Below are 22669 nucleotides of genomic sequence, written 5' to 3' on the forward strand. Positions count from 1 at the left end.
GTCATCGTCGATCCAAGAGCTTCGCCGCCCATGAGGAGCGGCAACGGTGACGCGCGCTTTCTAGATACTCAAACACTGGAGTAGATCACATGCGACTTGTCATCATTGGCGCCGGCTTCGCCGGCATGTACGCCGCACTTTCCTCCGCTCGCCTGCGCGACATCATGGGCGTTTCGCCCGACGAGTTCGAGATCGCTTTGGTTGCACCGGAGCCGACGCTAGTGGTTCGCCCGCGGCTCTACGAACCGAAGCCCGAGACGCTGACCGCACCTCTCCAACACGTCCTTAAGGCCATCGATGTTGCTTACGTCCAAGGCCGCGTGGAGACGGTCGACACCAAATTCCGCGCCGTGGACATCGTTACGGCCGAAGGCACACGAAATACGCTCTCCTACGACCGGTTGATCGTGGCCACCGGCAGCCGGCTGTTCCGTCCAAATATCCCTGGCCTCGCTGAGCACGGGTTCAGTGTCGACCAGCTCGACGATGCGATCGCTCTCGACCGGCATCTGCACAGTCTGGCCGATCGTCCGGCAAGGAACGGGCGCGACACGGTCGTCGTTGCCGGCGGCGGATTCACCGGCATCGAGGCGGCGACGGAGATGCCCGCACGGCTGCGTGCGATCCTTGGCAAGGATGCCAAGCCGCGGGTCATTATCGTCGATCGGAATAGTGCGATCGCACCCGATATGGGCGAAGGCCCTCGCCCCGTCATCGAGGATGCGCTGCGCAGGCTCGGTGTGGAAACCCGGCTCGGTGCCGGAGTCGCGTCACTCGACGAATCCGGCGTTACGCTGTCCGACGGCGAACGCATCGAAGCCGAGACCGTGATCTGGGCCGCGGGCATTCGTGCCGCTCCGTTGACCGCACAGATCCCCGCGGAACGCGACAATTTCGGCCGGCTACTTGTCGACCGGGACTTGCGCGTACCGTCAGCGCCAGGCGTTTTTGCAACCGGCGATGCCGCGAGGGCAGCATGCGACGATCTCGGCAATTACGCGCTGATGTCGTGCCAGCACGCCACGCGGATGGGCGCCTTTGCCGGCAACAACGCTGCGGCGGAGCTGCTCGGAGTTCCGACCAAGCCATATCACCAGAAGGCGTACGTCACCTGCCTCGACCTCGGCGAAGCCGGCGCGCTCTTCACGCGAGGGTGGGACCGGAAAGTGGAAATGGTCGGTGAGCAGGCAAAGAAGACTAAGCACGAGATCAATACCGTGTGGATCTATCCGCCCCAGGCCAATCGTGCCGCTGCGCTGGCATCCGCCGATCCGGAGCGTGTCACTGACCTGTAGGCGCCTCACACCACGTGGCTGCGCTCCGCGTAGGAGCGCGGCTCGATCCCAATCGATCAACCTGGAGCTCACCACGATGAATCAAGAAACCATGTCCGCCATGCCGCTGACGACCCCAGCATTTCCACCCGTCCCTACCGCTTCATCGACCGCGAGTACTTCATCATCCTGTACCGGGGGGATTCCGAGGCGCTGCGCCGGCTCGTGCCGGGATCGCTCTTGTCTCTGGATTGTGAGAACTGCGAACGAACCAGCCTCAATCCCTTCAATCTCAGCTCGACAACGATAACGGGCCACCAATTCGTGCCGGCCGTCGATGCCGGCCTTCGGGAACACTTTCCGGCCGCTGTAGGGGCCTCGTCCGCTCGGATAGTCGTTTGGACCGGTTTTGGGGGTACATCGCATGCCTCGGCTTTCTCAGATTCGATCGAGTTCCGTCGATCAACGGATCGCCCTCGCTTTGGCGCAAGAGAAGCAGGTTAGCGGGCGCCTCGGCGCGCACGCGCTGACATTGGCTTTCGTAGCCATCGCCGTCTGGTGCGCCGTCGTCCATCCATGGCCAGGAGCCGCTTTCTACCTGGGGATCGTGGCCGCCTTCGTGGCTCTTGCCTGGACCTGGGGACGATTGGCCAGGCGGCCGTTGCCTGCATGGCTGATCCTAAGCTTCGTGCTGGCCAACGCCGCCCTGCTCACCGTGACGCTTCTTGTTCCCAACCCGTTCGATCCCCCGCCATGGCCTTTGCAGATGAAACTGCGCCCACCGGCGTTCGGGTTCTTCGTGCTTTTGATTGCGTGGTCTACGTTCACTCTGTCGCCATGGCTCGTGCTTGGCACGGCGCTAATCGTCATCACCACCTGGAGCATCGGCGTCGGTATCGTCGCGTTTCGGGCGGATGCTCTGCGCGGGTTCGGTCTTCCTGATGCGGCGGGGCTTTCGCGCTATCTGGATCCGCATTTCGTGGATACGGCGGCGTGGGCGTCGGCAACCCTCACCACATGTCTTATCGCCGGCATTCTTGCGGTTGTCGTCGGCCGGGCGCGACGTCTCGTAGATGTTCAGGCGCGCATGGAACGCGCGCGCGACAACCTCGCTCGGCATGTTTCGGCCAATCTGGTCGAGGAATTGGCGGAGAATGACGAGCCCTTTGGTCCGATCCGGAGGCAGGAGGTCGCGATCCTCTTCGCGGACATCGTCGGCTTCACGCGTCTCTGCGAGGGTCTGGCTGCCGAAGAGGTGATTGCCATATTGCGCGGCTTCCACGAGCGTATGGCCGATTGCGTTTTCGAGAACGGCGGCACCCTCGACAAATTCGTCGGCGACAGTGTGATGGCAACCTTCGGTACCCCCAAGCCGAGCGCTCGTGACGCTGTCAACGCACTGGCATGCGCTCGGTCGATGCTGAAACGCCTCGAAGATTGGAACACGCAGCGCCGGGCTTGCGGTGAACCAATCATCAGAGCTGGTATCGGGCTACATTTCGGGCCCGTCGTGCTGGGCGACATCGGTGACAGGAGGCGGCTTGAGTTTGCGGTCATCGGAGATGCGGTCAACGTTGCGAGCCGGCTTGAAAAGCTCACACGTGACCTTGGAACGTGCCTGGTGGTCAGCCAAGCGCTCGTCGATCGGGTTCTGGATCAGGCTGGCGACGGCGCCATCGAAGACTTGCGCCAACACGCGCCCGTGGCGGTACGTGGTCGAGCGCAGACGGTAGACGTGTGGACACACTCGGCAACCAAACAGAGGGCCGCGTCGTGCTTCTTGGGCTCGCTTCAGACCGTGCGGTTAGAGGAACCAATGTCGGTCGTTGATGCTCTCGTAGAGACGTAAGTTCCGAACGCTCTCGAGCCTCTGATCCGTTTCCTGCCGGGTCCCTAATCGCCTTTAAAACGCCGTCGCGAGATCCGCTCCGCGGGCCCGAGGCTGTCGCAAAGTTTCCTTCCGGAAATCGAAGACGGTACTTACGGAAGGTTGGCCAGGAAAGCGTTGCTGCCCCAGGGTACACTGGGAATGTCCGCTTCCAAGCAGGTTCCCAACTTCCGCTTCGGGTCAAATGCGGGCGCGGCGCGCATCTAGTTGCGCGGTTCGTGGCGACCGACTTCCGAAACCTCATCAGCTACAATGGATGGCGAGGAGATGGCGTCCGACGATTGCGTTCCGCTCAGTCCAAGCCGTGATCGCCGGCTTCGATGCCGCCGCTCACCTCCGAGGCTTTCGGGCCAGGGAAGGCAGCCGACTAGCGGGACGTCGACAAGACCTTGCGGTGTCACGCGACCCCGCTCTCATCGAGCAAACGGATTTTCTTCGGCCACCGTGGGGATCGCCATCTGCTTCACGAACGCCATGCGTTCGCAGTACTGGCGCAACTTCTCGTAATCCGAGCCCAGCCCTAAGGAGCGGAGACCGTCGAATTCGCTCTTGTTCTTCGTCCAAATACGATCGAGCTCGGATTTGGGCAGCGGCGACTCTGAAGTGCGACTCCGCACATGTTCTTCGATCTGCTGGACATCACCATCGTCGAACGTCATGCCTCGGCTCGCACAAAAACGGGCTGCGATCAGAACAGTGTACTTGCCGTCCAAAAGCCTTTCTTCGTCAGCTGTCTCGCTCATCCATTCTGGGCGACCGCTGATCAGCGAGCCTGCCATGAACTGAACCAAGCTGCCGGTGTGCCAGACCGCCGCGTAGCCGTTTGGGCTGCGGTACACGACGTAGCAGATCGCCTCCTTCAACTGATCCGATGCAAGGCATGCTTTGTCGCCGTTGATCGCGACCATCGCGAGCGTAGCTACCCGCAGTTTGGATGAAAGCCAGCGGGGCCGTACGCCCGCTTCGTCTGAGCACGGGACCATAGGGCTATGGTCCATCCCGATGAACTGAAAATTTCGGCTCGCCGCCATGCAACGATCAAGGCAGCGGCCGATGACCTGGACGGTAATCAGCCGCCGGGATTGCCCCCGCTGCATCGCGAGTTGAACCTCATTGGTGGCGCTGAGCAGGCTCGGGAACGGGACGAAAACCTCGGCCACCTTCCACTCGATAGCAGCGGCTATGCTGATTTTCTCGAGCTGGTCATCGACGGCTCGGCGAGCGATCTTTTCGACATCGGCGCGGTTCGTCGCTTCCAGAAGCGCAAACAGGACAATTGCCAAAAGACCGATGCCAATTGCGACATTGGCCTTGCTTCCTCTCCTCGACGATTGAGGCGCTTGCGCGTCATGAGAGGCGCGCGGAGACGGCGCCTTTGTAGCGACGGGCTGGCTCAGAGAACTGCCGGATTAGACGGCACACTGGACGCGGCTTTGATCCGGTTTTTGCGAACGAGGACGGCAAAGACCGTCGGTGAGACCAGAGCAGCCAGCAGGAGAGGCAAGAGCGATTCTGCTGGTGCCCCGGCAATTGCCAGTACCACCAGCATGACTGCCGTCGATGCCACACCAGCGGTGACGCAAAAGAGCACAAGGCCCCATCCCGGCATTCGTCGGATGAGGTCAATCATCGTTCGACAGCCGTCGCATCGTCGTCAGCCGAACCGCGACGATCTTCACTTCTTCCGCCATCTACGCCCCCAGCGTAATAACTTGTTTTTATACCCTGGGTTTATCCGCGCTGGAGGAGTTGCGAGCAAGGTGTTGGCCTCCCTTGCATGGAGGCAAAACGAATCGTTGCTTGGAACCTGCGTCGCCTGCGCGTGGCTGCCGGCGTTTCGCAGGACGATCTCGCGCTATCGGCCGGTGTCGATCGCGGCTATGTCGGCCGAGCAGAACGCGGCTCGGTCAACTCGACGATCGGTACCTTGGATAAGCTCGCAGCAGCCCTGTCGGTCCATGTGAGCGAATTTCTGCGCGAACCACCCGCCGGAGAATCACCCATTGAGCCGCTTAAGGGCGGCCGGAAAAGAAGTGCAAAGGTCGATTAACTCCCGTTGGAGCCCGCGCGAGCCCGTCACAGCATTGTAGCTGGCTTGTAGCTACCCGTTTCGGCATCGCCGACCAACTAGCGCTAACTTGTTGAAGATAATGGTGCCCAGGGCCGGAATCGAACCAGCGACACGCGGATTTTCAATCCGCTGCTCTACCAACTGAGCTACCTGGGCATCTGGCGCGGCCGGAGGCGGCGCGAGCCGGGGCCTTATAGAAAGATCGAAGGCCTCATGTCCAGCGCTTCGCGTGCCCGGTTGGAAATTATGTGACGATCGCACGGCGTCCGGCCCGCGCCACCTTGGCTCTACGGGGAAGAGCCTATCAGCGTGCCGCCAGATTCTTCGGCTGCTTGGTCTGTGCCGTCGAGCGCGCCTCGTCCCAGTTCCTGTCCGGCTCGTTGGCCTCCGCATCCTTCGGGATGACCCTCCAGGAGGCGACCGAACGCTGCGCCGCGGAAAGCTGCGTCTGGTCGAGCTTGGCCGAGATCTGGTCGCGCTTGGCGGCCGCGTCCTTGTCCCCCTGCGCCGCCGCCAGGGCGAACCACAGATAGGCCTGCGACAGATCCTGCGCGACGCCGAGACCGCGCGTATAGATCACGCCCAGATTGAACTGGCTGTCCTTCACGCCGCGCTCCGCCGCGCTGCGGAACCAGCTGACCGCCGTCACCATGTCGGATTTCCCGAGCCCGCCTTCGGCGTAGAGGACACCGAGATTGTGCATGGCCTGGACGTGACCGGCGGAGGCCGCACGCTCGTAGAGATCGCGGGCCTTCACCAGATCCTTAGTAACGCCCTGCCCCTTCTCGGTCATGCTGCCGAGCCGGTACTCGGCCGCAGCCATGCCCTGGTCGGCGGCGCGCTCGAACCATGTCGCGGCCTTCGCCAGATCGCGTGTGACGCCACGGCCGTCGGCGAGACGCATGCCGATTTCGTACTGCGCCTCGGCATCGCCTGCGAGCGCGCCGGCACGCAGACGGGGACCGGTGATGCCGTCCGGCAGATCGACGGGGGCTGTCGCGTGCTGGGGCGCGGGTGTCGCGACCGTCGGAACGGGCCGCGGCGCGGCCTGGGCCGCCGGCTTGGCAGGGGCGGCAACGGGCTTCGCGGGAATCGAACCGGTGGTCGGCGGATCGATATCGGTCGGCTGGAAATTGCTCGCGGCAAGCGACGGAGCGGACTGAAGCGCGCCGCTCGCCCTCGCGACGGGCGAGACCGGAGCAGGTTCGGCTTCCGCGCCATAGGCGGTGTCGGTCGGCAGCGATCCGATTTCGGACGGGCGATAGCTCGACGGCGCACCGCTCTCGGCGGTGGTGAACGACTGGGTTACCGGCTGGCTTGCCGTTTCCGGATCGACTTCGGCGAGATTGTCGGGACCCGACGAGCCGCCGAGCTGCTGCGTGGCCACGTAGCCGCCGCCGAGCATGACGGCGGCGAGACTCGCCGCGATCAGCGCCGTGCGCGAATGGCCGGCCATCAGCCCGCCACGGAGCTTCTCGGGAGCGGCCGGCCGAGCCTTCGGCGCCTGGCGGATCGGATTGGTCAGCTCGAGCGGCGTTTCCGCCTGCTTGCGGGCGTTCGAGGTGCGGCGCGCGGTCTCGATATAGCGCTGGCGTTCGGCGCCAGGCGTTACGCGGCGCTGCCCCGGCACTTCGTGCATCGACCGCGCAGCGGCTTCGGCAGCGGCTTCGGCGGCGGCGGCACGGGCACGCTCGATCAGGCTCGGCTGCGAGCCGGTCTCCTCGACGGCGGCCGCTGCCTGCGCGGGCAGGCGGGCGGCCACCTGTTCCAGGGTCTCGCGGACCGCGTCAAGCATGTCGCGAGTGCGGCTCTCATTGGCGTTCGAATCTCTCCGCAGATCGGCGATGCCACGCGCAATATCCTCGATGCGCGCCGCCATCTTGTCGCCGAACGCGCCGAGACTCTCCTTGATCGTCCGCTCGGCCGCGGCTTCGGCGGCTTCGACGGACAGCGTGCGCGAATTCTCGATCGTCTGCATGACCTTGGTCAGGCAGTTCTCGATATTGTCGAAGCTCTTGGTCGCGGTGCGTTCGAACTGCGTGGCCAGCCGCTCGACGGCGGCCTCCATCGCCATCATCGGATCGGAAGACGGCGCGGCCTTCGCAGCCGGCTGTTCGACAGTCTTTTCGGCGGCGGGCGCGGCCTTCGCCTCAGTCTTGACGGCGACCGACGCCGGAGCCGGCTCGGGCGCCGTCGGGGCGGTGGGCTCCGTTACGGGCGTCCAGTGGAACTGGTCGGCGAGGTCGTAGGCGATCGTGGTCCTGAGAAGCGACGGCGAGATCAGGTTTTCATCGGCGAATGCGGGCTTTGCCGACTTCGGTTCGGCGGCCACGATTGGCGCAGGTTCCGGCTCGGTCGGCTTTTCCACGGACTGTTTATCGAGGGTCTGCTGATGCGCGAGGATTTCGGCGATCGCGTCCTGCAGGCTCGGCTTCTTCGAACGTTTCGGGGCGACTTCCGGCGCGATCTCGACCGGCTCGACGTCCACGATTTCCTCTTCCGGCAGATCGAGCGGCCCGCCGAGCCGCGACAGCGCGGCGCGCAGCGGTCCGGCGCGACCGGCATTGACCGCTTCGGTGCGCGCCCGCTTGGCGGCGAGGCGGCGTTCCATCAGGTCGCTGAGGCTTTCGCCCGGAGTTTCGGGGGCTTCGTTGCGGGGCAAGCGGCCGACCACGGATGCCAGCCGGTCGAACGAGGTGGGCGGCGGCGCGTCCTCGACGGCCGGGGCTGGAGCTTCGGTGCGGGCGAAGATGCTTCGCGGCTCATGCCGCCACTCATAGGCCTTCCGCTCGGCGCTCGCGCGGCGTCCCAGATCGTCCTCGTAAGACACCCTTGTCTGCCTCTGCGCGCCGTTCGCCGACATCCCCGCCTCCAGGTCGCCGCGACGGAGCCCGACCGTGCGGCAAACCGAACCGGACAGGCCTGCAGGCTTGAGAAAGGATTGCTCCGCCGCGCGCTCGTCCGGTTCGTTGTCCTGTTTTCGGACGATTTTGGTAAATGCCGGGTTAAGGTTGCTTAACGGCCGTCAAGCATGTTTTCGCCGGGGCGGCGCGGAAAGCCATCGCTGCGTCGCGAAATCCGTGTTTCTTTTTGCCTGCTCGCGCGTTCCTTTGGACGAGAACCCATCGCCGCCTCGAGGAGAGACGTCATGCGCCAGATCGCCATTGCATTGCTCATCGCCGCGTCTCCCGTCGCGGCATCCGCCCAGTCCGTGCAGTCGGACGCCCAGTTCCAGATCGAACGCCAGGGCGATTCGATCGTCCGGCTCGACCGCAAGACCGGCGCGATCTCGACCTGCACCTTGGAGGGACAGACGCTCGATTGCCGGTCCAGCACCGACGAGCGCGCCGCCATGCAGGCCGAGATCGATCGCCTCGCCAATGAGGTCGACCAGCTGAAGCAGCAGATCGCCTCCGCCGACAGCACTCCGAAAACCGGTATAGACAAGAGCGGCAAGGAGTTGACGATCAAGCTTCCGAGCGAGGAAGAGATCAAGGGCGTGATGACCTATCTGGAAGACATGTGGCGCAAGCTCGTCGACCAGGTCCGCGACCTCACCAACGACAAGGCCTGATCGACACATGCACGGACGCCAGGCGGTCAGGACCGTCGACACCGATATGCCGACTTCGGTGTCGGTTAGCCGCGGCTTTCTCGATGTCCGCACGCGCGGAACAGGTTTCGTCGACATCACCCGCTCCGTCCGCAACTGGCTGAAGGAGATCGGCGCCTGCGAGGGCGTGGTGACTCTGTTCGTCCGCCATACGTCGGCATCGCTGACGGTGCAGGAGAACGCCGATCCGGACGTCCAGGCCGATCTTCTCGATTCGCTTCGAAAACTCGCCCCGGAAAACGACTTCTATCGCCACACGATCGAAGGGCCGGACGACATGCCGGCCCACATCAAGTCGATGCTGACCCAGGTCTCGCTGTCGGTCCCCGTGACGGAACGCGCGCTTGTGCTTGGCACGTGGCAGGCGCTTTATCTCATCGAGCATCGCTCCCGGCCGCATGACCGGACGATCTCACTGATGTTCATCGGGCTGCATGGCTAAAGCAATCGCCGCCCCATTTTCGTCTGCTTATTCACCAACAATCGTGGATTGCTGCCATGAATGCAGCAAATCACGGTCCGGATACTTATAATACCTCCATGGATAACGAGCTCTCCCCCAATCTCCGGTTGGTGATCGCCGACGATCACCCGCTGTTTCGCGGCGCGCTTCATGCCGCCATTTCCGGCGCGTTTCCAAGCGCGTCGATCTCGCAGGCGGGTTCGATCGACGAGCTCGTGGCGGAACTCGCCAAGACGCCGGAGATGGATCTCGTCCTTCTCGATCTCGCAATGCCGGGCGTACGCGGCTTCTCGGGCCTGCTTCTGCTTCGCGCGGAATATCCGGGCATCCCGGTCGTCGTCGTATCTGCTCACGAGGAGCCGGAAGTGATCCGCCGCTGCATGGAATTCGGAGCCTCGGGCTTCATCCCCAAGACCACAGAGGTCGAGGTGATGCGGCAGGCGCTTCAGACGATCCTCGACGGCAATACCTGGACACCGCCGGACATCTCGCTGCCGAGCGGCGGCAGCGACGAGACGACCGATCTCGTCCGCCGCCTCGGCACGCTGACGCCGCAGCAGGTCCGGGTCCTGATGATGCTGTCGAGCGGCCTCCTCAACAAGCAGATCGCCTACGAGCTCAACGTCTCGGAAGCGACCGTGAAGGCGCATGTCTCGGCGATCCTGCAGAAGCTCGACGTCGACAGCCGCACCCAGGCCGTCATCGCCGCCTCCCGCATCGAAGCGGGCCAGTGGCTCGGCGCCTCGATCGCCGACTAACACCGCCTCAGCCGAGTCCGTGTCCCGGGGCCGCGCAGCGGAGCCCGGGACCCATACCCCGCAGCGCGCGGCTCGATCACCGGTGCTGGGGCTATGGATTCCGCGGCTCGGCTTCGCCGCCCCGGAAAACTGACTCTCACCGTCGTCTTCCTCCGGCTTGACCGGGGTATGACATGGATCCTCCGGTCGAGCCGGAGGAAGACGGAAACGTCAGCTACTCCGCCGCGGGCCGGTGGATCCTGAGCTGCCCCAACAGGGCTCTCAGCGATGCCGGCCGCAGCGGCTTGTGCAACAGCTCGACCGCCTGTGCCCGCGTCGCGTCGCGCACCGTCTGGCTACGGTCGGCGGTAATCAGGATCGCGGGCGGCGGCACACCGAGCGCGTCGCGCAGCGAGCGAATCGCACTCAAGCCATCCTGCCCCTCGTCGAGATGGTAATCGGCGATCAGTACGTCAGGCCGGCCGGCCTTGATCCGGTCGAGCGCTTCTTCGAGATCGGCCGCCGTCAGCACTTCGCAGCCCCAGCCGCCCAATAACATCCGCATGCCTTCCAGAATCGCGGGCTCGTTGTCGACGCAGAGCACCCGCGTGCCGGACAGAGGACGGCTCTCGGCCACCGACCTGCGCGGGTGATCGACCGCTTGCGGCAGGTCCGGCGCGATCGGCAATTGCACCGCGAACATCGACCCTTCGCCGGGCTTCGAGACGAGCTTCAGCGGGTGGTTCAGTACACGGGCGACACGTTCGACGATCGAAAGGCCGAGGCCGAGACCTTGCGCCGCCCGTGCCCCTGATTCGAGCCGCTGGAACTCCTTGAAGATGAGCGACTGCTTCGAGGCTGGAATACCCAAACCGGTGTCCCAGACCTCGACCCTGATCGCATTCGCGCCATTGCGGCGAACACCGACGAGCACCCTCCCCTCGTTCGTATATTTGATCGCGTTCGAGACGAGGTTCTGCAGGAGGCGCCGGAGCAAACGCGGGTCGGATCGCACGCAGAGCTTCGACGGGATGACCTTGAAGCTGAGGTCCTTCTCCTTCGCCATCGGCGCGAACTCGACCTCCAGTTGACGAAGCATGTCGCCGATCCGAACCGTCTTCAGTTCCGGCTTGAGCGCGCCGGCGTCGAGGCGGGAGATGTCGAGAAGGGTCGTGAATATCTCTTCGACCGATTGCAGCGAGGCGTCGATATTGGTGACGAGTTCCGGACGCATGCGTCCATCCTGCGCGCTGTCGGTCAGGCTGGCCACGTATAGGCGGGCCGCGTTCAGCGGCTGGAGGATGTCGTGGCTGGCTGCCGCCAGGAAGCGCGTCTTCGAGACGTTGGCGTCGTCGGCCTGCGCCTTCGCCCGCGCCAGCTCCTTGTTCAGCTCGGTCAGTTCCCGTGTGCGCTCATCGACGCGCCGCTCCAGCGCCTTCTCGGCTTCGACCGTCTCGGTGACGTCGGTGAAGGTCGCGACCAGGCCCATATCCGGCATCCGATTCGTCCGGATCTCGATCACCCGGTTCATCGGATAGAAGGTCGTGCGATAGGAACGGTCGGTCTGCGATATCTGTTGCAGCCGCTCGGCCAGGAGCTCGTCCGGCCGCCCCGCGCCGTAGAGGCCCCGCTCGGCATTGACGCGGATGATCTCGTCGAGCGGCATGCCGGTCTTCAGCACGTCCTGCGGATAGCCGAAGATGCGGACATATTCGCGATTCCAGCAGGCGAGCCGAAGGTCGCGGTCGAACACCGCCACGCCCTGTCGGGCATGGTCGAGCGCGGTTTGCAGCAGGTCGCGCGAATAGAGGATCGCGGCCGACGCATCGTCGAGAAGCTGCATCGCGGCATCCTGGGACATCGCTCCGCGCTGTAAGAGCCGCGACAGGACGAGCCGCGACGACGGCGAGCCGATCACCGAGGCAAGGAGATGCTCGGCGAAGCGCAGCATGTGGATGTCGGCGTTCTCCGCCGGCCCCTGTCGCGCCGATCGCGCATCGCCGAAATCCTGGAAGGCCTTCGCCGTCCGCTCCTCGCCGAGATAGGTCCCGACGGTCGCCTGCAATTGGCCGACCTCGATCGGCGTGTGCCAGCCATGGAAGCTCTGGGCGATCTCGTTCGTATGCGGGCCGACGAAGACGTTCGCCTGCAGCCGCTCCATGGGCGAGCCGGCGCGGGTCAGCGAACCGAAAACGAAGGCCCCGATATTGAGACCAACGCTCCAGACCACACCGTGAACGAGCGGATCGAGATTGGCGCCGAACAGCGCCTGCGGCTTCAGCCAGTCGAGACCGAGCAGCCCGTCGGTCGCGATGTGGCCGACCGACAGCCCCTCCCCGCCAATGCCGGGCAGAAGCAGCGTATAGGCCCAGACCAGAAAGCCGGTCGTGATGCCCCAAAACGCACCACGCGCCGTTGCATCGCGCCAGAACAGACCACCGAAGAAGGCCGGCGCGAACTGGATCAGCGCCGACAGCGACAGCAGGCCGATATTGGAAAGCCCGGCATGGGTCGCCAGCCGGTGATAGGTGTAGGCCATCAGCAGGATCGCGACGATCGAAACGCGCCGGGTCAGGAGCAGGAGTTTCGGCACGTCCGCCGCGTTGCGATATCTGAGCAGCGCCGGCACGGCGATGTTGTTCGAGATCATGATCGCGAGCGCCACCGTCTCGACGATCACCATCGCGGTCGCCGCCGAGAAGCCGCCGATACAGGCCGCGACCGTGACGAAGATGTTGCCCGAAATGATCGGCAGGCTCAGGACGTACATGTCCGGCGACAGTCCGCCATCGCCGAACATCAGCATGCCCGCGAGCGAGATCGGGATGATTAGGACGACGATCAGGAGCAGGTAGATCGGAAACAGCCACGAGGCGTGGCGGACGTCCTCCTCATTCGAATTCTCGACCACGGTGACGTGGAACTGCCGTGGCAGCAGGAACACCGCCGCGAACGACATCAGGAGAACCGTCGCCCAGACATCGAGTCGGGGCATCTGCTCGAAACGCTGGATGAGATTGGTTTCGTTCGATCGCTGGATCAGATCGTCCGGCCCCTCGAAGACGAACCAGATCGCGTAGACGCCGACGATGATGAAGGCGAGCAGCTTGACCACCGACTCCGTCGCGATCGCCAGCATCAGGCCGTTCTGGTGTTCGGTCGCGTCGGCGCGGCGGGTTCCGAACAAGGCCGCGAAGGCGGCGAGGACCAGGGCCATCCAGAGCGCGAAGTCCGGCATGCCGGTCGCGGGCGAGCCGCCGCCGGTCAGCAGAAGCTCGACCGAGGCCGCGATCGCCTCGAGCTGCAGCGCGATATAGGGCAGGACGGCGACGACGAGGCCGACCGAGATCAGCACAGACAGCGACTGGCTCTTGCCGAACCGGGCGGACATGAAGTCCGCGATGGAGGTGATGTTCTGCGCCTTCGCCAGCCGGACGATATGCCGGATCAGCGGCGCGCCGACGGTGAAGGCGATGATCGGCCCGGCATAGAGCGCGATGAATTCGAGGCCCGTCTCGGTGGCGAGCCCGACTCCACCGAAGAACGTCCAGGAGGTGCAATAAACCGCGATCGAGAAGGAGTAAATGTAAGGACGCGCCGAGCCGTTCAGCCAGGACGGCGCCATCCGGTCGCCGATGGCGGCGATGGCGAACAACAGGCCCACATAGGCGAAGGCAATCGTGACGACGGTCCAGCCATCAAGCATTGCGCGGTCCTTAGGTCGTCCCGGCGGGACGCGGCGACGCCCTCAGCGATACGCCTGAACCCTGAAATATCCCCTTCGCCTGCGAACTTCTATCGGCACATGTGACAGGCGTCACTGCGCTCCGGGGCTGAACCTTTGCCGGGATCGGGGGTTAACAATCGGTCACCACGAGGCCCTGATGCGCAAACCCGGGAAGCTCCATGTCGCTACGATCACCGCGCTTGGCGGCCTGATACTCTCCGGCCTCGTCCTCGACACCGCCCCCGTCCGCGCCGAAAGCGCGCTCGAGTTCCTGCTCAACCAGGCCCGCCGGTCGCGACCGCAACCGCGATATGAAAGCCCACCTCCGCCGGTCACCCGCTTCTTCGATTTCTTCGGTCCTAGAGAGTTCATCGAACGCCCGCGGCGGGCGGCGGCGGTGTCGCACGATTTCGAGCGCGTGGTCTGCCGGCGGATATGCGACGGCGCCGAGATCGCGCTCGGCATCATGCCGGAAAAGCCGAGCTATCAGGACGCCGAGTTGATGTGTACCGCGGCCGGCAATGGATCGCCAACCAAACTGATTGTCGAGAAATTTGAGCCTGGCGCGGGGTTCACACCGACGAGCGTCGCCAAGGCCGATACCGAAACCTCGCCGCCTCTTCTCGAAGGCCGGGCCGCTCTCGGCCAGAATCCTTTACCGAAGCCTGCGCAGCCCGTCGCGCTCGCCTGCCCGCTGTCTCAAACCGCCGAACCCTTCATGGTCCCGCTGCTGCACGACGCGACACTCAGGGGCGGCGACGTGGTCGCGACGAAGGAGGGCTTCAAGGTGTTCGTCGGCCGCGGCGACCCGCCGTTCAGCCCGAAGGATTTCGTCGACGTCGACAAGTCAAAGCGGGTCTCCGACGCCATCCGCAAACTGAAGATAGCAACCCGTTGATCGAAAGCGGCCTTGCGATTCCGTCACTTGACGGGCGAAGCTGAACCATCCCGCCGGGAGGAAGCAATGCTCGAAGAGTTCAAGAAATTCGCCCTCAAGGGCAATGTCGTCGACCTTGCCGTCGGCGTGATCATCGGCGCCGCATTCAGCCAGATCGTCAGTTCGCTGGTCGAGGATGTCGTGATGCCGATCATCGGCTTCGTCACCGGCGGCCTCGATTTCTCGAACTATTTCTTCCAGCTCACCGGCGCGGCCGCACCGACCTACGATGCCGCCAAGGCCGCAGGCGCCACGATCGGCTACGGCAAGTTCCTCACCGTGGGCCTCAATTTCCTGATCGTCGCCTGGATCCTGTTCCTCGCGGTGCGCGGCATCAACAGGCTGCGCGCCAGGGAAGAGGCGAAGCCGGCGGAGGTGGCGGAAGTTCCGAAGAGCGAGAAGCTGCTCGAGGAGATCCGCGACCTCCTCGCCCGCAGGCCGGCCTGAGCCTTATTCGGCCGCGACCGAGATCCGCTTCAGCTGCAGCGCGCTCCACGTCTCGTCGAGCGCGTCCGCCAGTTCCAGGATCAGATCGTCGGTGTGGAACGGCGTCGGCGTGAACCGCAGCCGCTCGGTGCCGCGCGGCACCGTCGGATAGTTGATCGGCTGGACGTAGATCGCGTGCTTCTGCAACAGGCGGTCGGACGCGGCCTTCGCCAGGCTCGGATCGCCGACGATCACCGGCACGATATGAGTCTCGCCCGGCAGGACCGGCAGACCGCGCGCGGACAGCGCCCGCTTCGTCGCCTGTGCCTGACGCTGCTGCATCTCGCGCTCGGCGCTCGACGCCTTCAGATGCTGGATCGAGGCTCGCGCCGCGGCGGCCACGGCCGGCGGCATCGTGCTCGTGAATATGAACCCCGCCGCATAGGAGCGAACGGCATCGACGATCGCGGCCGACGCCGCGATATACCCGCCGACCACGCCGAACGCCTTGGCGAGCGTGCCCTCGATGACGTCGATCCGCTCCATCACGCCGTCGCGCTCAGCGACGCCGGCGCCGCGTGGGCCGTACATGCCGACGGCATGCACTTCGTCGAGATAGGTCATCGCGCCGTAGCGCTCCGCGAGATCGCAGATCGCCTCCATCGGCGCGATGTCGCCGTCCATGGAATAGACGCTCTCGAACAGGATGACCTTGGCGCGGTCGCGTGGCTCGGCCTTCAGGAGCTCTTCGAGATGCGTGACATCGTTGTGGCGGAAGATCTTCTTCTCGCAGCCGGAATTCTTCACGCCCGCGATCATCGAGGCGTGGTTCAGCTCGTCGGAGAGAAGCAGGCAATTCGGCAGGATGCGCGCGATCGACGAGATCGCCGCCTCGTTGGCCACATAGCCGGACGAGAACACAAGTGCGCCCGGCTTGCCGTGCAGGTCGGCCAGTTCCTGTTCGAGCTGGACGATCGGATGGTGATTGCCCGAGATGTTGCGCGTGCCGCCGGCGCCGGCGCCGGATTTCAGCGCGGTCTCGGCCATCGCCGAAACGACATCCGGATGCTGGCCCATGCCGAGATAATCGTTCGAGCACCAGACCACGATTTCGCTTGTGCCTTCCGGCCTATGCCAGAGAGCACGCGGAAAACGCCCTGCCACGCGTTCGAGATCAGCAAAGACCCGGTAGCGCCGCTCGGTATGCAGGCGCTCCACGGCTTCGTCGAAGAAGTGAGCGTAGTCGGGCTTCAGAACGGAAATTCCGTCAACCATGGAATAACTCTAGCCTACAACAGCCCTGCCTGTCCCGGTCAAACTTGCCTCAGGCGACCACGTGCCGCGCGGGCGGCGTCCTGTATCTCGGCGATCCGTGGGCCGGTCATTGACAGAAATCAACGATGCCGTCAGCAAGGATATGACCGTCAGGAATGAGTTTCTGACAAGGTGACCTCCGCGACCAGCTAATCGGCGACGGCGTTGATGAGATCACGGGCAGCCGACCGGACCTGCTGATCCCACGTTGCCAACTTGCTCTCGATCGCCTGCTCAATTGCGGCTCGGCCATCCCTTTGCTCAGGCAAATCCGACCATTCGGCGAGGATGTCTTCGATCTCGCGACGCATTCGATCCCGGTGTCGGGGCAGCTTCTGCGCGAACGCTTTCATCTCCGCCGCGGCGTCTATCGGCGGTTGTGCTCGCCGCAGATGCGCCGCCAATTCATCCAGCAGATCTCGGGTAGCGGCAAATCCTCGGGTTAGAATGAACTCGTCGACGAGCCCCTGAAACGACGTATTGAGGCCGACGATTTCTGCTCGTAATTGAGGAGAGCGACGATCCACGTGGTTTGGTCGAGGCGGCACCGGCCGTCTCTTCTTCGACTTGAAAATCCCGAACATAGTCGCCCCTCTACCGACGGGCACTATGCACGTTACGCGCGACTCGCTCGGTAAGAATAAGAAAATAAGCTTAATCGCCGCACGCCCGGCGTACACAGCGAACGTCCGAGAGGCCTGATTGCCCCGCGCTCCGCGGTCAGGACCTCGACGTCGAGCGTAATCCTGAGCGCACTGTCGCGGCACCGTTCTGCAGATTGGCCTTAGCCGCCCGGGCGCAGGCTAATGCCTCCCGCAGCCGCTCACGCATCTCCTTCAAAAAAAATCGGCCCCACCTGCTCGGCCTATTGCGGAGTCATCATCATCTCCCCTGAAATGAAGCTGAATGACGCTTGCGGGCACGCCGAAAGTCGAGAGTTTTCTCGGATGCTAGGGCGGGATCTTTCTCAACTCGCGAATGACCTCGGCGAGATCTAAGCCGATGATGTCGGCGATTGCGATCAGCTCAACGAGATCGACGCGGCGTTGACCGCTTTCGATATTGGCGATGAAGGGCTGATGGCGGCCAAGCTCTTTGGCAACCTCGACCTGTTTCAGGCCAGTCTTCTGGCGCTGCTCGGCCAGAAGCTCACTTAGTCGTTTCTGGCGGGGTGTTGGGGCCATCGGCTCGGCGCTGTGAATGCGCATGAGCAGCTACTGGCGATTTGCAAGTATCCAAAAATTAGATATCCGAATACCGGATGTTTCGCTCGACTTGCTGCGGCAACGATGCGATTGCACGGCCACTTCAAAAGGGAGAACGGAATGGTCGGCTATTGGACCCTTGGACAAGCTCTGTTGGCGCTCGGCTGGCTCTACTCCTTCATCTCGATCATCAGGCCGCTGCCGCCGATCAGGTCACGCTGGCTGGCGCTCGCTCTCTTCGGCGTCCTTGCCTTCGGCTTCGAGCCGATCAGCAACCAAATCAGCAAAGCGGAACAGGCTGTTCATGTGGCCGAGGTCGCCGCGCGTGAGCGTCTGCAGAGCGAGGAGCCGGAGCGTTATGCCGCCCTGATGCGCCAGAACGAGGAACAGGTGCGAACCAAGGAGGCTGAGCGTCAGGCGCGCGTCGCGGCGAAACTGGAACAGGAAGCGCAGGAGACGGCGCTCGCCCCGCAACGCCAACAGGACCAATTTGTCGATGCCCTGAAAAGCGTGGCGACAAACATCATTCAGGACATCAGCTTCATCGATCAGGAGGATGGCCAGCTCAAGGGCAAACTGGTACGGGTGACCTACTTCCAGCCGGAATTCTGGTCCGAAGCGGGCATGCTGTTCTCGGCGTCGGAGGCCTATAAGCGCGTCGCACAACTGACGCTTAAACAGGAGACCGCCTATTCCGGGGTGCAGTTCATCGTCAAAGCGCTCGCTGTCGATGATTATAAGCGCACCGAAGAGGTCTATGCCTTCGTCTTCAGCCTGCCGCGCAAGGAGCTGATGAAGATCCAATGGGACGAGTTCCTCGGCGCCGACATGCTCAATCTCTCGACCGTCGATACCAAAAGCCTCGGTCGGGGCATCGCTCGGTCGTATTGCGAGGATTATCGCACCGACGCCGCCCGGTTCTGCCGGGCAGTGGTGCGCTAGGATGATCTTATTCTCACTGACCGACGAACGCGGCTCGGTGTGACCCGGAAGAGACTCCGTCAGGGGCTGCATTGCAACTACCGGCTGCTCTCCGCATCCTGGGCCCTCTGGCGGTGAGATCGGGCCGCCGCTGCATCTTCCCTGAAAATCGCGGCGGCCCGCATTCCTCTCACGTCTTCCGCAACCGCCGCCGCGTCCGCGGTCTCGGCTTGGCAGCGAGCCTTTGGTCGATGAGGTGACGCGAGGTGCGCTGGGTCAGCTCAGAGAGTGCCTGCGAGGTCGAGTCCACCTGATCGTCATGGCGGCCGCGCGGGAAGGCCAGCAGTTCGGCGATGAAGTCATCAAGCCAGGGCGCCTGCCGCGGCAACACCACCTGCCCAGCCTCGAACCGTGCCGCCTGGACGAGCAGGCGAGCGGTTTTGTCGTAGCGCGGCTTTCTCAAGATGCAGCGCAGCAGTTTCTGGCGGCGGAGATCCTGGGCGATAGCACGACCGAGCTCGGTGTCTTCGATGAGTGTCGCATCGACGTTGTGCAGCAGCGACGTCTCGACAATCAGCCGCCGCAGTTCCGGCACTTCGAGCCGCACCCGTTTGACATCGAGAAGGTAGAAGCTCTGCTCCCTCGCACCCCAGATTGTGCCGACCGACCAGTCGCTGACCTCCTCGATGGTCGAGGCGGTGTCCCAGGACGCGACGACATAATCGAATGCCTCCGGTGGGCCATCGTAGAACCTCAGCCAGTCGCGGTGAATGAGATTGCCATCGAGCGGAACCGGGCTTTGCTGGTACTGGGCGGAGAACTCCATACTGCCGATATTGCGACGGATGAGTTCGAGCTCGGCCGCGCTCTCGCGCTTGGCATGAAGCACTTCGCCGATTGGCCGGACATAGACGTCATCCGGCCCGGCTCCAGTCCGGTAGGTCATCTCCTCCGACGCGATCGCGGGAATGCTGAGGACCTCCCACTCGTCCCTGTCGAGCACATGGCCGACGAGATCGTCCTCGTGCAAGCGCTGCATGATGATGACGATGGCACCGACCCGTTTGCTGTTGAGGCGGGTGTAGAGCGTGTTGGAATAGGTCTCGTTGACGCGACGTCGTTCCGCCTCGGAGACCGCATCGACGGCCTTGATCGGGTCGTCGATGATGATGAGATCGCCGCCACGACCGAGCACGCCGCCGCCCATCGCGCCGGCATAACGCGATCCCTGCAAGCTCGTGACGATCTCGATGCCGCGAGAGCGGCGCTGATCGATCCGGCAATCAGGAAACAGGTCCGTGAACCATTCGCTCTCGACCACCGTCTTGAAGTCGAGCGCCTGCTTGCGCGCGAATTCGCGGGCATAGGTCACGGTGAGGATCCTCTTGGTCGGATCATGCCCGAGCACCCAGGCGCTGAACGCCTGGGTAACCGCAATCGACTTCATCATCCGCGGCGGCACATTGATGATCAGCCGAGTGGTCTCGCCGAGCCAGACCCGGGTGAGCGCGTGGGCAATGGCGTGGAGATGCCAATTGTCCTGATAAGGCGTTCCCGGTTCGAGCGTCGTGAAGACCTTCGCGATGAAGCTCTGAAGATCACTGCGCAGGACCGCCTGCAGCAGGCGGCGACGATCACTCATCGCCGCCTCCCTTGTTTGACCGCGGACGAGCCACCTTGGCCGCCAGATACCGCTCGATGATCTCGGCGTCTGCAGTAGGCAGGTTGTCATTATCCGGCGCAGGCGAGCTTTCCGCGCGTCCACCGAGCTGAAGGATCTTGAGAACCTCAAGTAGCAGCTTCGGGCTTTTCTGGCATTCAGCAAGCAAGCGACGCCACAGCGCTTCCCGCCTGGTCATCTTGACCGATTTGCCATCGAGAGGGACTTTCCTCTCCTCGGCGAGCAGCCGGATTAGGAGCTCCTTGTCGGTCTCCACGACCTTCTTCCGGCGGCCTTTGGGATTGCCGGATCGTCCCGGCGCAAAACGATGTTCCGCCGGCGGCTTGCGATAGCCGACCTCGTAATCGCCGGAGTGGCGTTTGCGTTTGTCAGTCATCGCACCCCTCTCCGGCCTTCTCCTGCTCCGCACGCAGCCGTGCCGTCTCGTCGAGGCTGAGACCTGTCGCCTCATGGATGGCGCTGATGCCGGTGCGCTCCTTCATCCTGCGGATCGCCGTGTCGACATAGTGCGGGTCGATCTCGATCCCGTAGCCACGCCGCCCGGTCCGGTGCGCGGCGATGACGGTGGTGCCGGCGCCGAGGAACGGATCGAGGACGATCTCGCCACGATGGGAGACGTCGAGGATCAGGTCATGGACGAGCGCGACCGGCTTGACCGTCGGATGGCTGGCGAGCGCCTCGTCGCGATCACGGCCGAACTGCGCCATGCCGGGATAGTCGAGGACATTGGTCCGGTAGCGGCCGGACTTGCCAAGCCCGACATTGTTGGTGACCGAGGCCTTGCCGCTCTTCCAAACATAGATCAGCTCATGGGCGCTACGGTACAATGAGCCCATCCCGCCGGCCTGCTTGTTCCAGACGCACAGATTGATCAGCTCGGAATAGGCCTGGCGCCCGGCGTCCAGCATCTCGTTCATATGGCGCCAGTCCATGCAGGCGAAGTGGACCGAGCCATCCATGGAATGGCGCGCGACCTGCCCGAACACCTCCTTGAGGAAGATGGCGAACTCCGCCGGCGACATCTCGCCGGACGCCATCTGGAACTCGCGATGCTGGATGCGGCCGAGACCGGAGACGTGTCCCTTGATCGGCACATTGTAGGGGCAGTCCTGGAAGACCATCCTCGCCTTCTGGCCGTCCATCAACCGTCGATAGACCTCCGGATCACGCGCATCGCCGCAGATGATCCTGTGCCCATCAAGCAGCCAGAGATCGCCCGGCAGCGTCACGGCCGGTCCTTGTGGCGCTGGCATCGCCTCATCGGCCGGATCGCTCTGGTCGCGACCAGCCTCCGCATAGATCCAGTCGACCATCGGCGTGTCGAACCCGGTCAGCGACAGATCGAAGTCGAGATCCATCGCGGCGAGATCATCGAAATCAAGGGCGACTGCGGTCCAATCCCATTCGCTGCCCTCGGTGCTGCGGTTCAGCCAGAGTTTGAGCGTGGTGATCTCTGCTTCATTGAGATGTTCGGCGCGGACGACCGGCACTTCTGAGAGCTCGGCACTCCTGCAGGCCTCGACGACGGCATGGCCGCCGATGATGCCGAGATTGCGGTCGACCAAAATCGGCAGAACGCATCCGAACCGCCGGATATTGGCGGCAATCCGCTCGATCTTCTTCGGAGGGTGCTTGCGAACGCGGCGCTTGGCCGGCTTGACCGCGTCGATGGGAACCCAGTCGATCTTCGGTCTGAATTGGATCTGGCTGGTGTTGTGGTCAGCAGTAATCGGAGCAATGGCCACGCGTGGGCGCGCCCGATGTCTATGCTCATTCATGTTAGGTCATCCTCATATCGAGTGTGTGCTCGGAGGAAGACCTCTTCAGCGTGTATCCCTCGCTCAGGCGGGGCGCCGGGGTCCGGTTCCGTATGCCGGACCAAGGTACGGCGGTGCCTCAACGGCCCGCCAGATGAACGAATGCGAATTGTGGAAAGCCGCGATCACCGAACCGCGGCTTTGCAACATGTTGCAAATCGAAACGAAGGAAGAGCATGCCGCAGGTCAATGCCGGCGACGTTATCCTCCGCCGGCGCAACAACCATTAGAGCCAAGCCTCGTAATCGCTCTCCAGCGACTTCAACGCCGTCTGTCTCTGTGGCGGCTGCGATCGTTTATCCAAGGCTGATATCAGCTCGACGTCAGAACCGTGCCATAGGCGCGGGCCGATGGCCTCTATCCCGCTCGCTTAACGATTACGCAAACGCATGAGGTGAGATTGCCGATGGCTTGCTCGCCATTTGGGACGCGCAGTGATGGTGAGTGATGACGGTTTCGCGGAGCAGCGATCGTGCCGGATCACCCGTTTCTCGACGATCTTGGAAATGACGGCCCGTCAATTGAGGGTATGCTAACCAGTTCCGGGCAGCTTCTGAGCGTCCCGGGAAGGGACCTCGCCAGTCATCTCACCCCC

General features: G+C 63.6%; 19 protein-coding genes, 1 tRNA gene and 1 pseudogene. 10 read left to right on the plus strand and 11 right to left on the minus strand.

Annotated elements, in window-relative coordinates:
- Positions 1 to 89 precede the first annotated feature (89 nt).
- The 3 genes and pseudogenes from ACFPFW_RS04545 (at position 90) to ACFPFW_RS04555 (ending at position 3123) form a co-directional block, all read left to right on the plus strand.
- On the plus strand, positions 90 to 1295 hold the full coding sequence (locus tag ACFPFW_RS04545; protein ID WP_114957110.1) for an NAD(P)/FAD-dependent oxidoreductase: 1206 nt from the start codon (positions 90 to 92) through the stop codon (positions 1293 to 1295).
- Between the two features lie 76 nt (positions 1296 to 1371).
- Positions 1372 to 1514: pseudogene (locus tag ACFPFW_RS04550) on the plus strand (acetoacetate decarboxylase); the annotation flags it as partial.
- A 184-nt stretch (positions 1515 to 1698) separates the two neighbouring features.
- A complete protein-coding gene (locus tag ACFPFW_RS04555; RefSeq protein WP_114957109.1) occupies positions 1699 to 3123 on the plus strand; it encodes an adenylate/guanylate cyclase domain-containing protein in 1425 nt (474 codons plus the stop codon).
- A gap of 452 nt (positions 3124 to 3575) precedes the next feature.
- On the opposite strand, the gene ACFPFW_RS04560 is transcribed toward ACFPFW_RS04555, so the two are convergent.
- Together ACFPFW_RS04560 and ACFPFW_RS04565 are read right to left on the minus strand one after the other, a co-directional pair.
- On the minus strand, positions 3576 to 4445 hold the full coding sequence (locus ACFPFW_RS04560; protein ID WP_114957108.1) for a hypothetical protein: 870 nt from the start codon (positions 4443 to 4445) through the stop codon (positions 3576 to 3578).
- A gap of 110 nt (positions 4446 to 4555) precedes the next feature.
- Positions 4556 to 4792, minus strand: a complete 237-nt coding sequence (locus tag ACFPFW_RS04565; protein WP_162799683.1) for a hypothetical protein — start codon at positions 4790 to 4792, stop codon at positions 4556 to 4558.
- Positions 4793 to 4939: 147 nt separating this feature from the next.
- On the opposite strand from ACFPFW_RS04565, the gene ACFPFW_RS04570 reads away from it, so the two are divergent.
- Positions 4940 to 5212, plus strand: a complete 273-nt coding sequence (locus ACFPFW_RS04570; RefSeq protein ID WP_114957107.1) for a helix-turn-helix domain-containing protein — start codon at positions 4940 to 4942, stop codon at positions 5210 to 5212.
- Between the two features lie 101 nt (positions 5213 to 5313).
- Here the strand turns inward: ACFPFW_RS04570 and ACFPFW_RS04575 are convergent.
- Both ACFPFW_RS04575 and ACFPFW_RS04580 read right to left on the minus strand, forming a co-directional pair.
- A tRNA-Phe gene (locus tag ACFPFW_RS04575) sits at positions 5314 to 5389 on the minus strand.
- Between the two features lie 148 nt (positions 5390 to 5537).
- Positions 5538 to 8096 carry a tetratricopeptide repeat protein gene (locus tag ACFPFW_RS04580; RefSeq protein ID WP_114957106.1) on the minus strand — a complete coding sequence of 853 codons (2559 nt, stop codon included), beginning with the start codon at positions 8094 to 8096 and terminating at the stop codon, positions 5538 to 5540.
- A gap of 285 nt (positions 8097 to 8381) precedes the next feature.
- Between ACFPFW_RS04580 and ACFPFW_RS04585 the strand changes: the two genes are divergently transcribed.
- From ACFPFW_RS04585 to ACFPFW_RS04595, 3 genes are all read left to right on the plus strand, one after another.
- Positions 8382 to 8807 carry a hypothetical protein gene (locus ACFPFW_RS04585; RefSeq protein WP_114957105.1) on the plus strand — a complete coding sequence of 142 codons (426 nt, stop codon included), beginning with the start codon at positions 8382 to 8384 and terminating at the stop codon, positions 8805 to 8807.
- Positions 8808 to 8814: 7 nt separating this feature from the next.
- Entirely contained in the window at positions 8815 to 9288 is a 474-nt protein-coding gene (locus ACFPFW_RS04590; protein WP_114957104.1) for a secondary thiamine-phosphate synthase enzyme YjbQ, read from the plus strand.
- Between the two features lie 98 nt (positions 9289 to 9386).
- Entirely contained in the window at positions 9387 to 10067 is a 681-nt protein-coding gene (locus ACFPFW_RS04595) for a response regulator transcription factor (protein ID WP_114957103.1), read from the plus strand.
- Between the two features lie 214 nt (positions 10068 to 10281).
- On the opposite strand, the gene ACFPFW_RS04600 is transcribed toward ACFPFW_RS04595, so the two are convergent.
- On the minus strand, positions 10282 to 13752 hold the full coding sequence (locus ACFPFW_RS04600) for a hybrid sensor histidine kinase/response regulator (RefSeq protein WP_114957102.1): 3471 nt from the start codon (positions 13750 to 13752) through the stop codon (positions 10282 to 10284).
- 178 nt (positions 13753 to 13930) lie between these two features.
- Here ACFPFW_RS04600 and ACFPFW_RS04605 point away from each other — a divergent pair, with 178 nt between their 5' ends.
- Both ACFPFW_RS04605 and mscL read left to right on the plus strand, forming a co-directional pair.
- Positions 13931 to 14671, plus strand: coding sequence for a hypothetical protein (locus ACFPFW_RS04605; protein ID WP_114957101.1), 741 nt, complete (start codon positions 13931 to 13933; stop codon positions 14669 to 14671).
- Between the two features lie 66 nt (positions 14672 to 14737).
- On the plus strand, positions 14738 to 15157 hold the full coding sequence (gene mscL, locus ACFPFW_RS04610) for a large conductance mechanosensitive channel protein MscL (RefSeq protein ID WP_114957100.1): 420 nt from the start codon (positions 14738 to 14740) through the stop codon (positions 15155 to 15157).
- Between the two features lie 3 nt (positions 15158 to 15160).
- Here the strand turns inward: mscL and hemA are convergent, their stop codons facing one another.
- From hemA to ACFPFW_RS04625, 3 genes are all read right to left on the minus strand, one after another.
- Positions 15161 to 16411, minus strand: coding sequence for a 5-aminolevulinate synthase (hemA, locus tag ACFPFW_RS04615; protein WP_114957099.1), 1251 nt, complete (start codon positions 16409 to 16411; stop codon positions 15161 to 15163).
- 188 nt (positions 16412 to 16599) lie between these two features.
- The gene (locus tag ACFPFW_RS04620) at positions 16600 to 17034 is read right to left on the minus strand and encodes a hypothetical protein (protein ID WP_162799682.1); all 435 of its coding nucleotides are present in this window, start codon (positions 17032 to 17034) and stop codon (positions 16600 to 16602) included.
- 366 nt (positions 17035 to 17400) lie between these two features.
- Positions 17401 to 17658: a helix-turn-helix domain-containing protein gene (locus tag ACFPFW_RS04625; RefSeq protein ID WP_379769619.1), complete on the minus strand. Its 258-nt coding sequence runs from the start codon at positions 17656 to 17658 to the stop codon at positions 17401 to 17403.
- Between the two features lie 117 nt (positions 17659 to 17775).
- Between ACFPFW_RS04625 and ACFPFW_RS04630 the strand changes: the two genes are divergently transcribed.
- A complete protein-coding gene (locus ACFPFW_RS04630) occupies positions 17776 to 18597 on the plus strand; it encodes a hypothetical protein (RefSeq protein ID WP_114957097.1) in 822 nt (273 codons plus the stop codon).
- A 169-nt stretch (positions 18598 to 18766) separates the two neighbouring features.
- Here ACFPFW_RS04630 and terL read toward each other — a convergent pair whose 3' ends face one another.
- From terL to ACFPFW_RS04645, 3 genes are read right to left on the minus strand one after another with little or no spacing between them, the layout of a single operon-like run.
- The gene (gene terL, locus ACFPFW_RS04635) at positions 18767 to 20218 is read right to left on the minus strand and encodes a phage terminase large subunit (RefSeq protein ID WP_162799681.1); all 1452 of its coding nucleotides are present in this window, start codon (positions 20216 to 20218) and stop codon (positions 18767 to 18769) included.
- Positions 20211 to 20633, minus strand: a complete 423-nt coding sequence (locus ACFPFW_RS04640) for a DUF5681 domain-containing protein (RefSeq protein WP_114957095.1) — start codon at positions 20631 to 20633, stop codon at positions 20211 to 20213. The genes terL and ACFPFW_RS04640 overlap by 8 nt, the downstream gene beginning before the upstream one ends.
- Entirely contained in the window at positions 20626 to 22002 is a 1377-nt protein-coding gene (locus tag ACFPFW_RS04645) for a site-specific DNA-methyltransferase (protein ID WP_379769624.1), read from the minus strand. The genes ACFPFW_RS04640 and ACFPFW_RS04645 overlap by 8 nt, the downstream gene beginning before the upstream one ends.
- Positions 22003 to 22669 lie beyond the last annotated feature (667 nt).

This window comes from Flaviflagellibacter deserti, assembly GCF_042652085.1.
Taxonomy (GTDB): domain Bacteria; phylum Pseudomonadota; class Alphaproteobacteria; order Rhizobiales; family Methylopilaceae; genus Flaviflagellibacter; species Flaviflagellibacter deserti.

Excerpts from the sequence above, each read along its gene's own strand:
- ACFPFW_RS04545 (WP_114957110.1), top strand. The coding sequence starts at position 90 with ATGCGACTTGTCATCATTGGCGCCGGCTTCGCCGGCATGTACGCCGCA.
- ACFPFW_RS04555 (WP_114957109.1), top strand. The coding sequence starts at position 1,699 with ATGCCTCGGCTTTCTCAGATTCGATCGAGTTCCGTCGATCAACGGATC.
- ACFPFW_RS04565 (WP_162799683.1), bottom strand. The coding sequence starts at position 4,792 with ATGATTGACCTCATCCGACGAATGCCGGGATGGGGCCTTGTGCTCTTT.
- ACFPFW_RS04570 (WP_114957107.1), top strand. The coding sequence starts at position 4,940 with ATGGAGGCAAAACGAATCGTTGCTTGGAACCTGCGTCGCCTGCGCGTG.
- ACFPFW_RS04580 (WP_114957106.1), bottom strand. The coding sequence starts at position 8,096 with ATGTCGGCGAACGGCGCGCAGAGGCAGACAAGGGTGTCTTACGAGGAC.
- ACFPFW_RS04585 (WP_114957105.1), top strand. The coding sequence starts at position 8,382 with ATGCGCCAGATCGCCATTGCATTGCTCATCGCCGCGTCTCCCGTCGCG.
- ACFPFW_RS04590 (WP_114957104.1), top strand. The coding sequence starts at position 8,815 with ATGCACGGACGCCAGGCGGTCAGGACCGTCGACACCGATATGCCGACT.
- ACFPFW_RS04595 (WP_114957103.1), top strand. The coding sequence starts at position 9,387 with ATGGATAACGAGCTCTCCCCCAATCTCCGGTTGGTGATCGCCGACGAT.
- ACFPFW_RS04600 (WP_114957102.1), bottom strand. The coding sequence starts at position 13,752 with ATGCTTGATGGCTGGACCGTCGTCACGATTGCCTTCGCCTATGTGGGC.
- ACFPFW_RS04605 (WP_114957101.1), top strand. The coding sequence starts at position 13,931 with ATGCGCAAACCCGGGAAGCTCCATGTCGCTACGATCACCGCGCTTGGC.
- mscL (WP_114957100.1), top strand. The coding sequence starts at position 14,738 with ATGCTCGAAGAGTTCAAGAAATTCGCCCTCAAGGGCAATGTCGTCGAC.
- hemA (WP_114957099.1), bottom strand. The coding sequence starts at position 16,411 with ATGGTTGACGGAATTTCCGTTCTGAAGCCCGACTACGCTCACTTCTTC.
- ACFPFW_RS04620 (WP_162799682.1), bottom strand. The coding sequence starts at position 17,034 with ATGTTCGGGATTTTCAAGTCGAAGAAGAGACGGCCGGTGCCGCCTCGA.
- ACFPFW_RS04625 (WP_379769619.1), bottom strand. The coding sequence starts at position 17,658 with ATGCGCATTCACAGCGCCGAGCCGATGGCCCCAACACCCCGCCAGAAA.
- ACFPFW_RS04630 (WP_114957097.1), top strand. The coding sequence starts at position 17,776 with ATGGTCGGCTATTGGACCCTTGGACAAGCTCTGTTGGCGCTCGGCTGG.
- terL (WP_162799681.1), bottom strand. The coding sequence starts at position 20,218 with ATGAGTGATCGTCGCCGCCTGCTGCAGGCGGTCCTGCGCAGTGATCTT.
- ACFPFW_RS04640 (WP_114957095.1), bottom strand. The coding sequence starts at position 20,633 with ATGACTGACAAACGCAAACGCCACTCCGGCGATTACGAGGTCGGCTAT.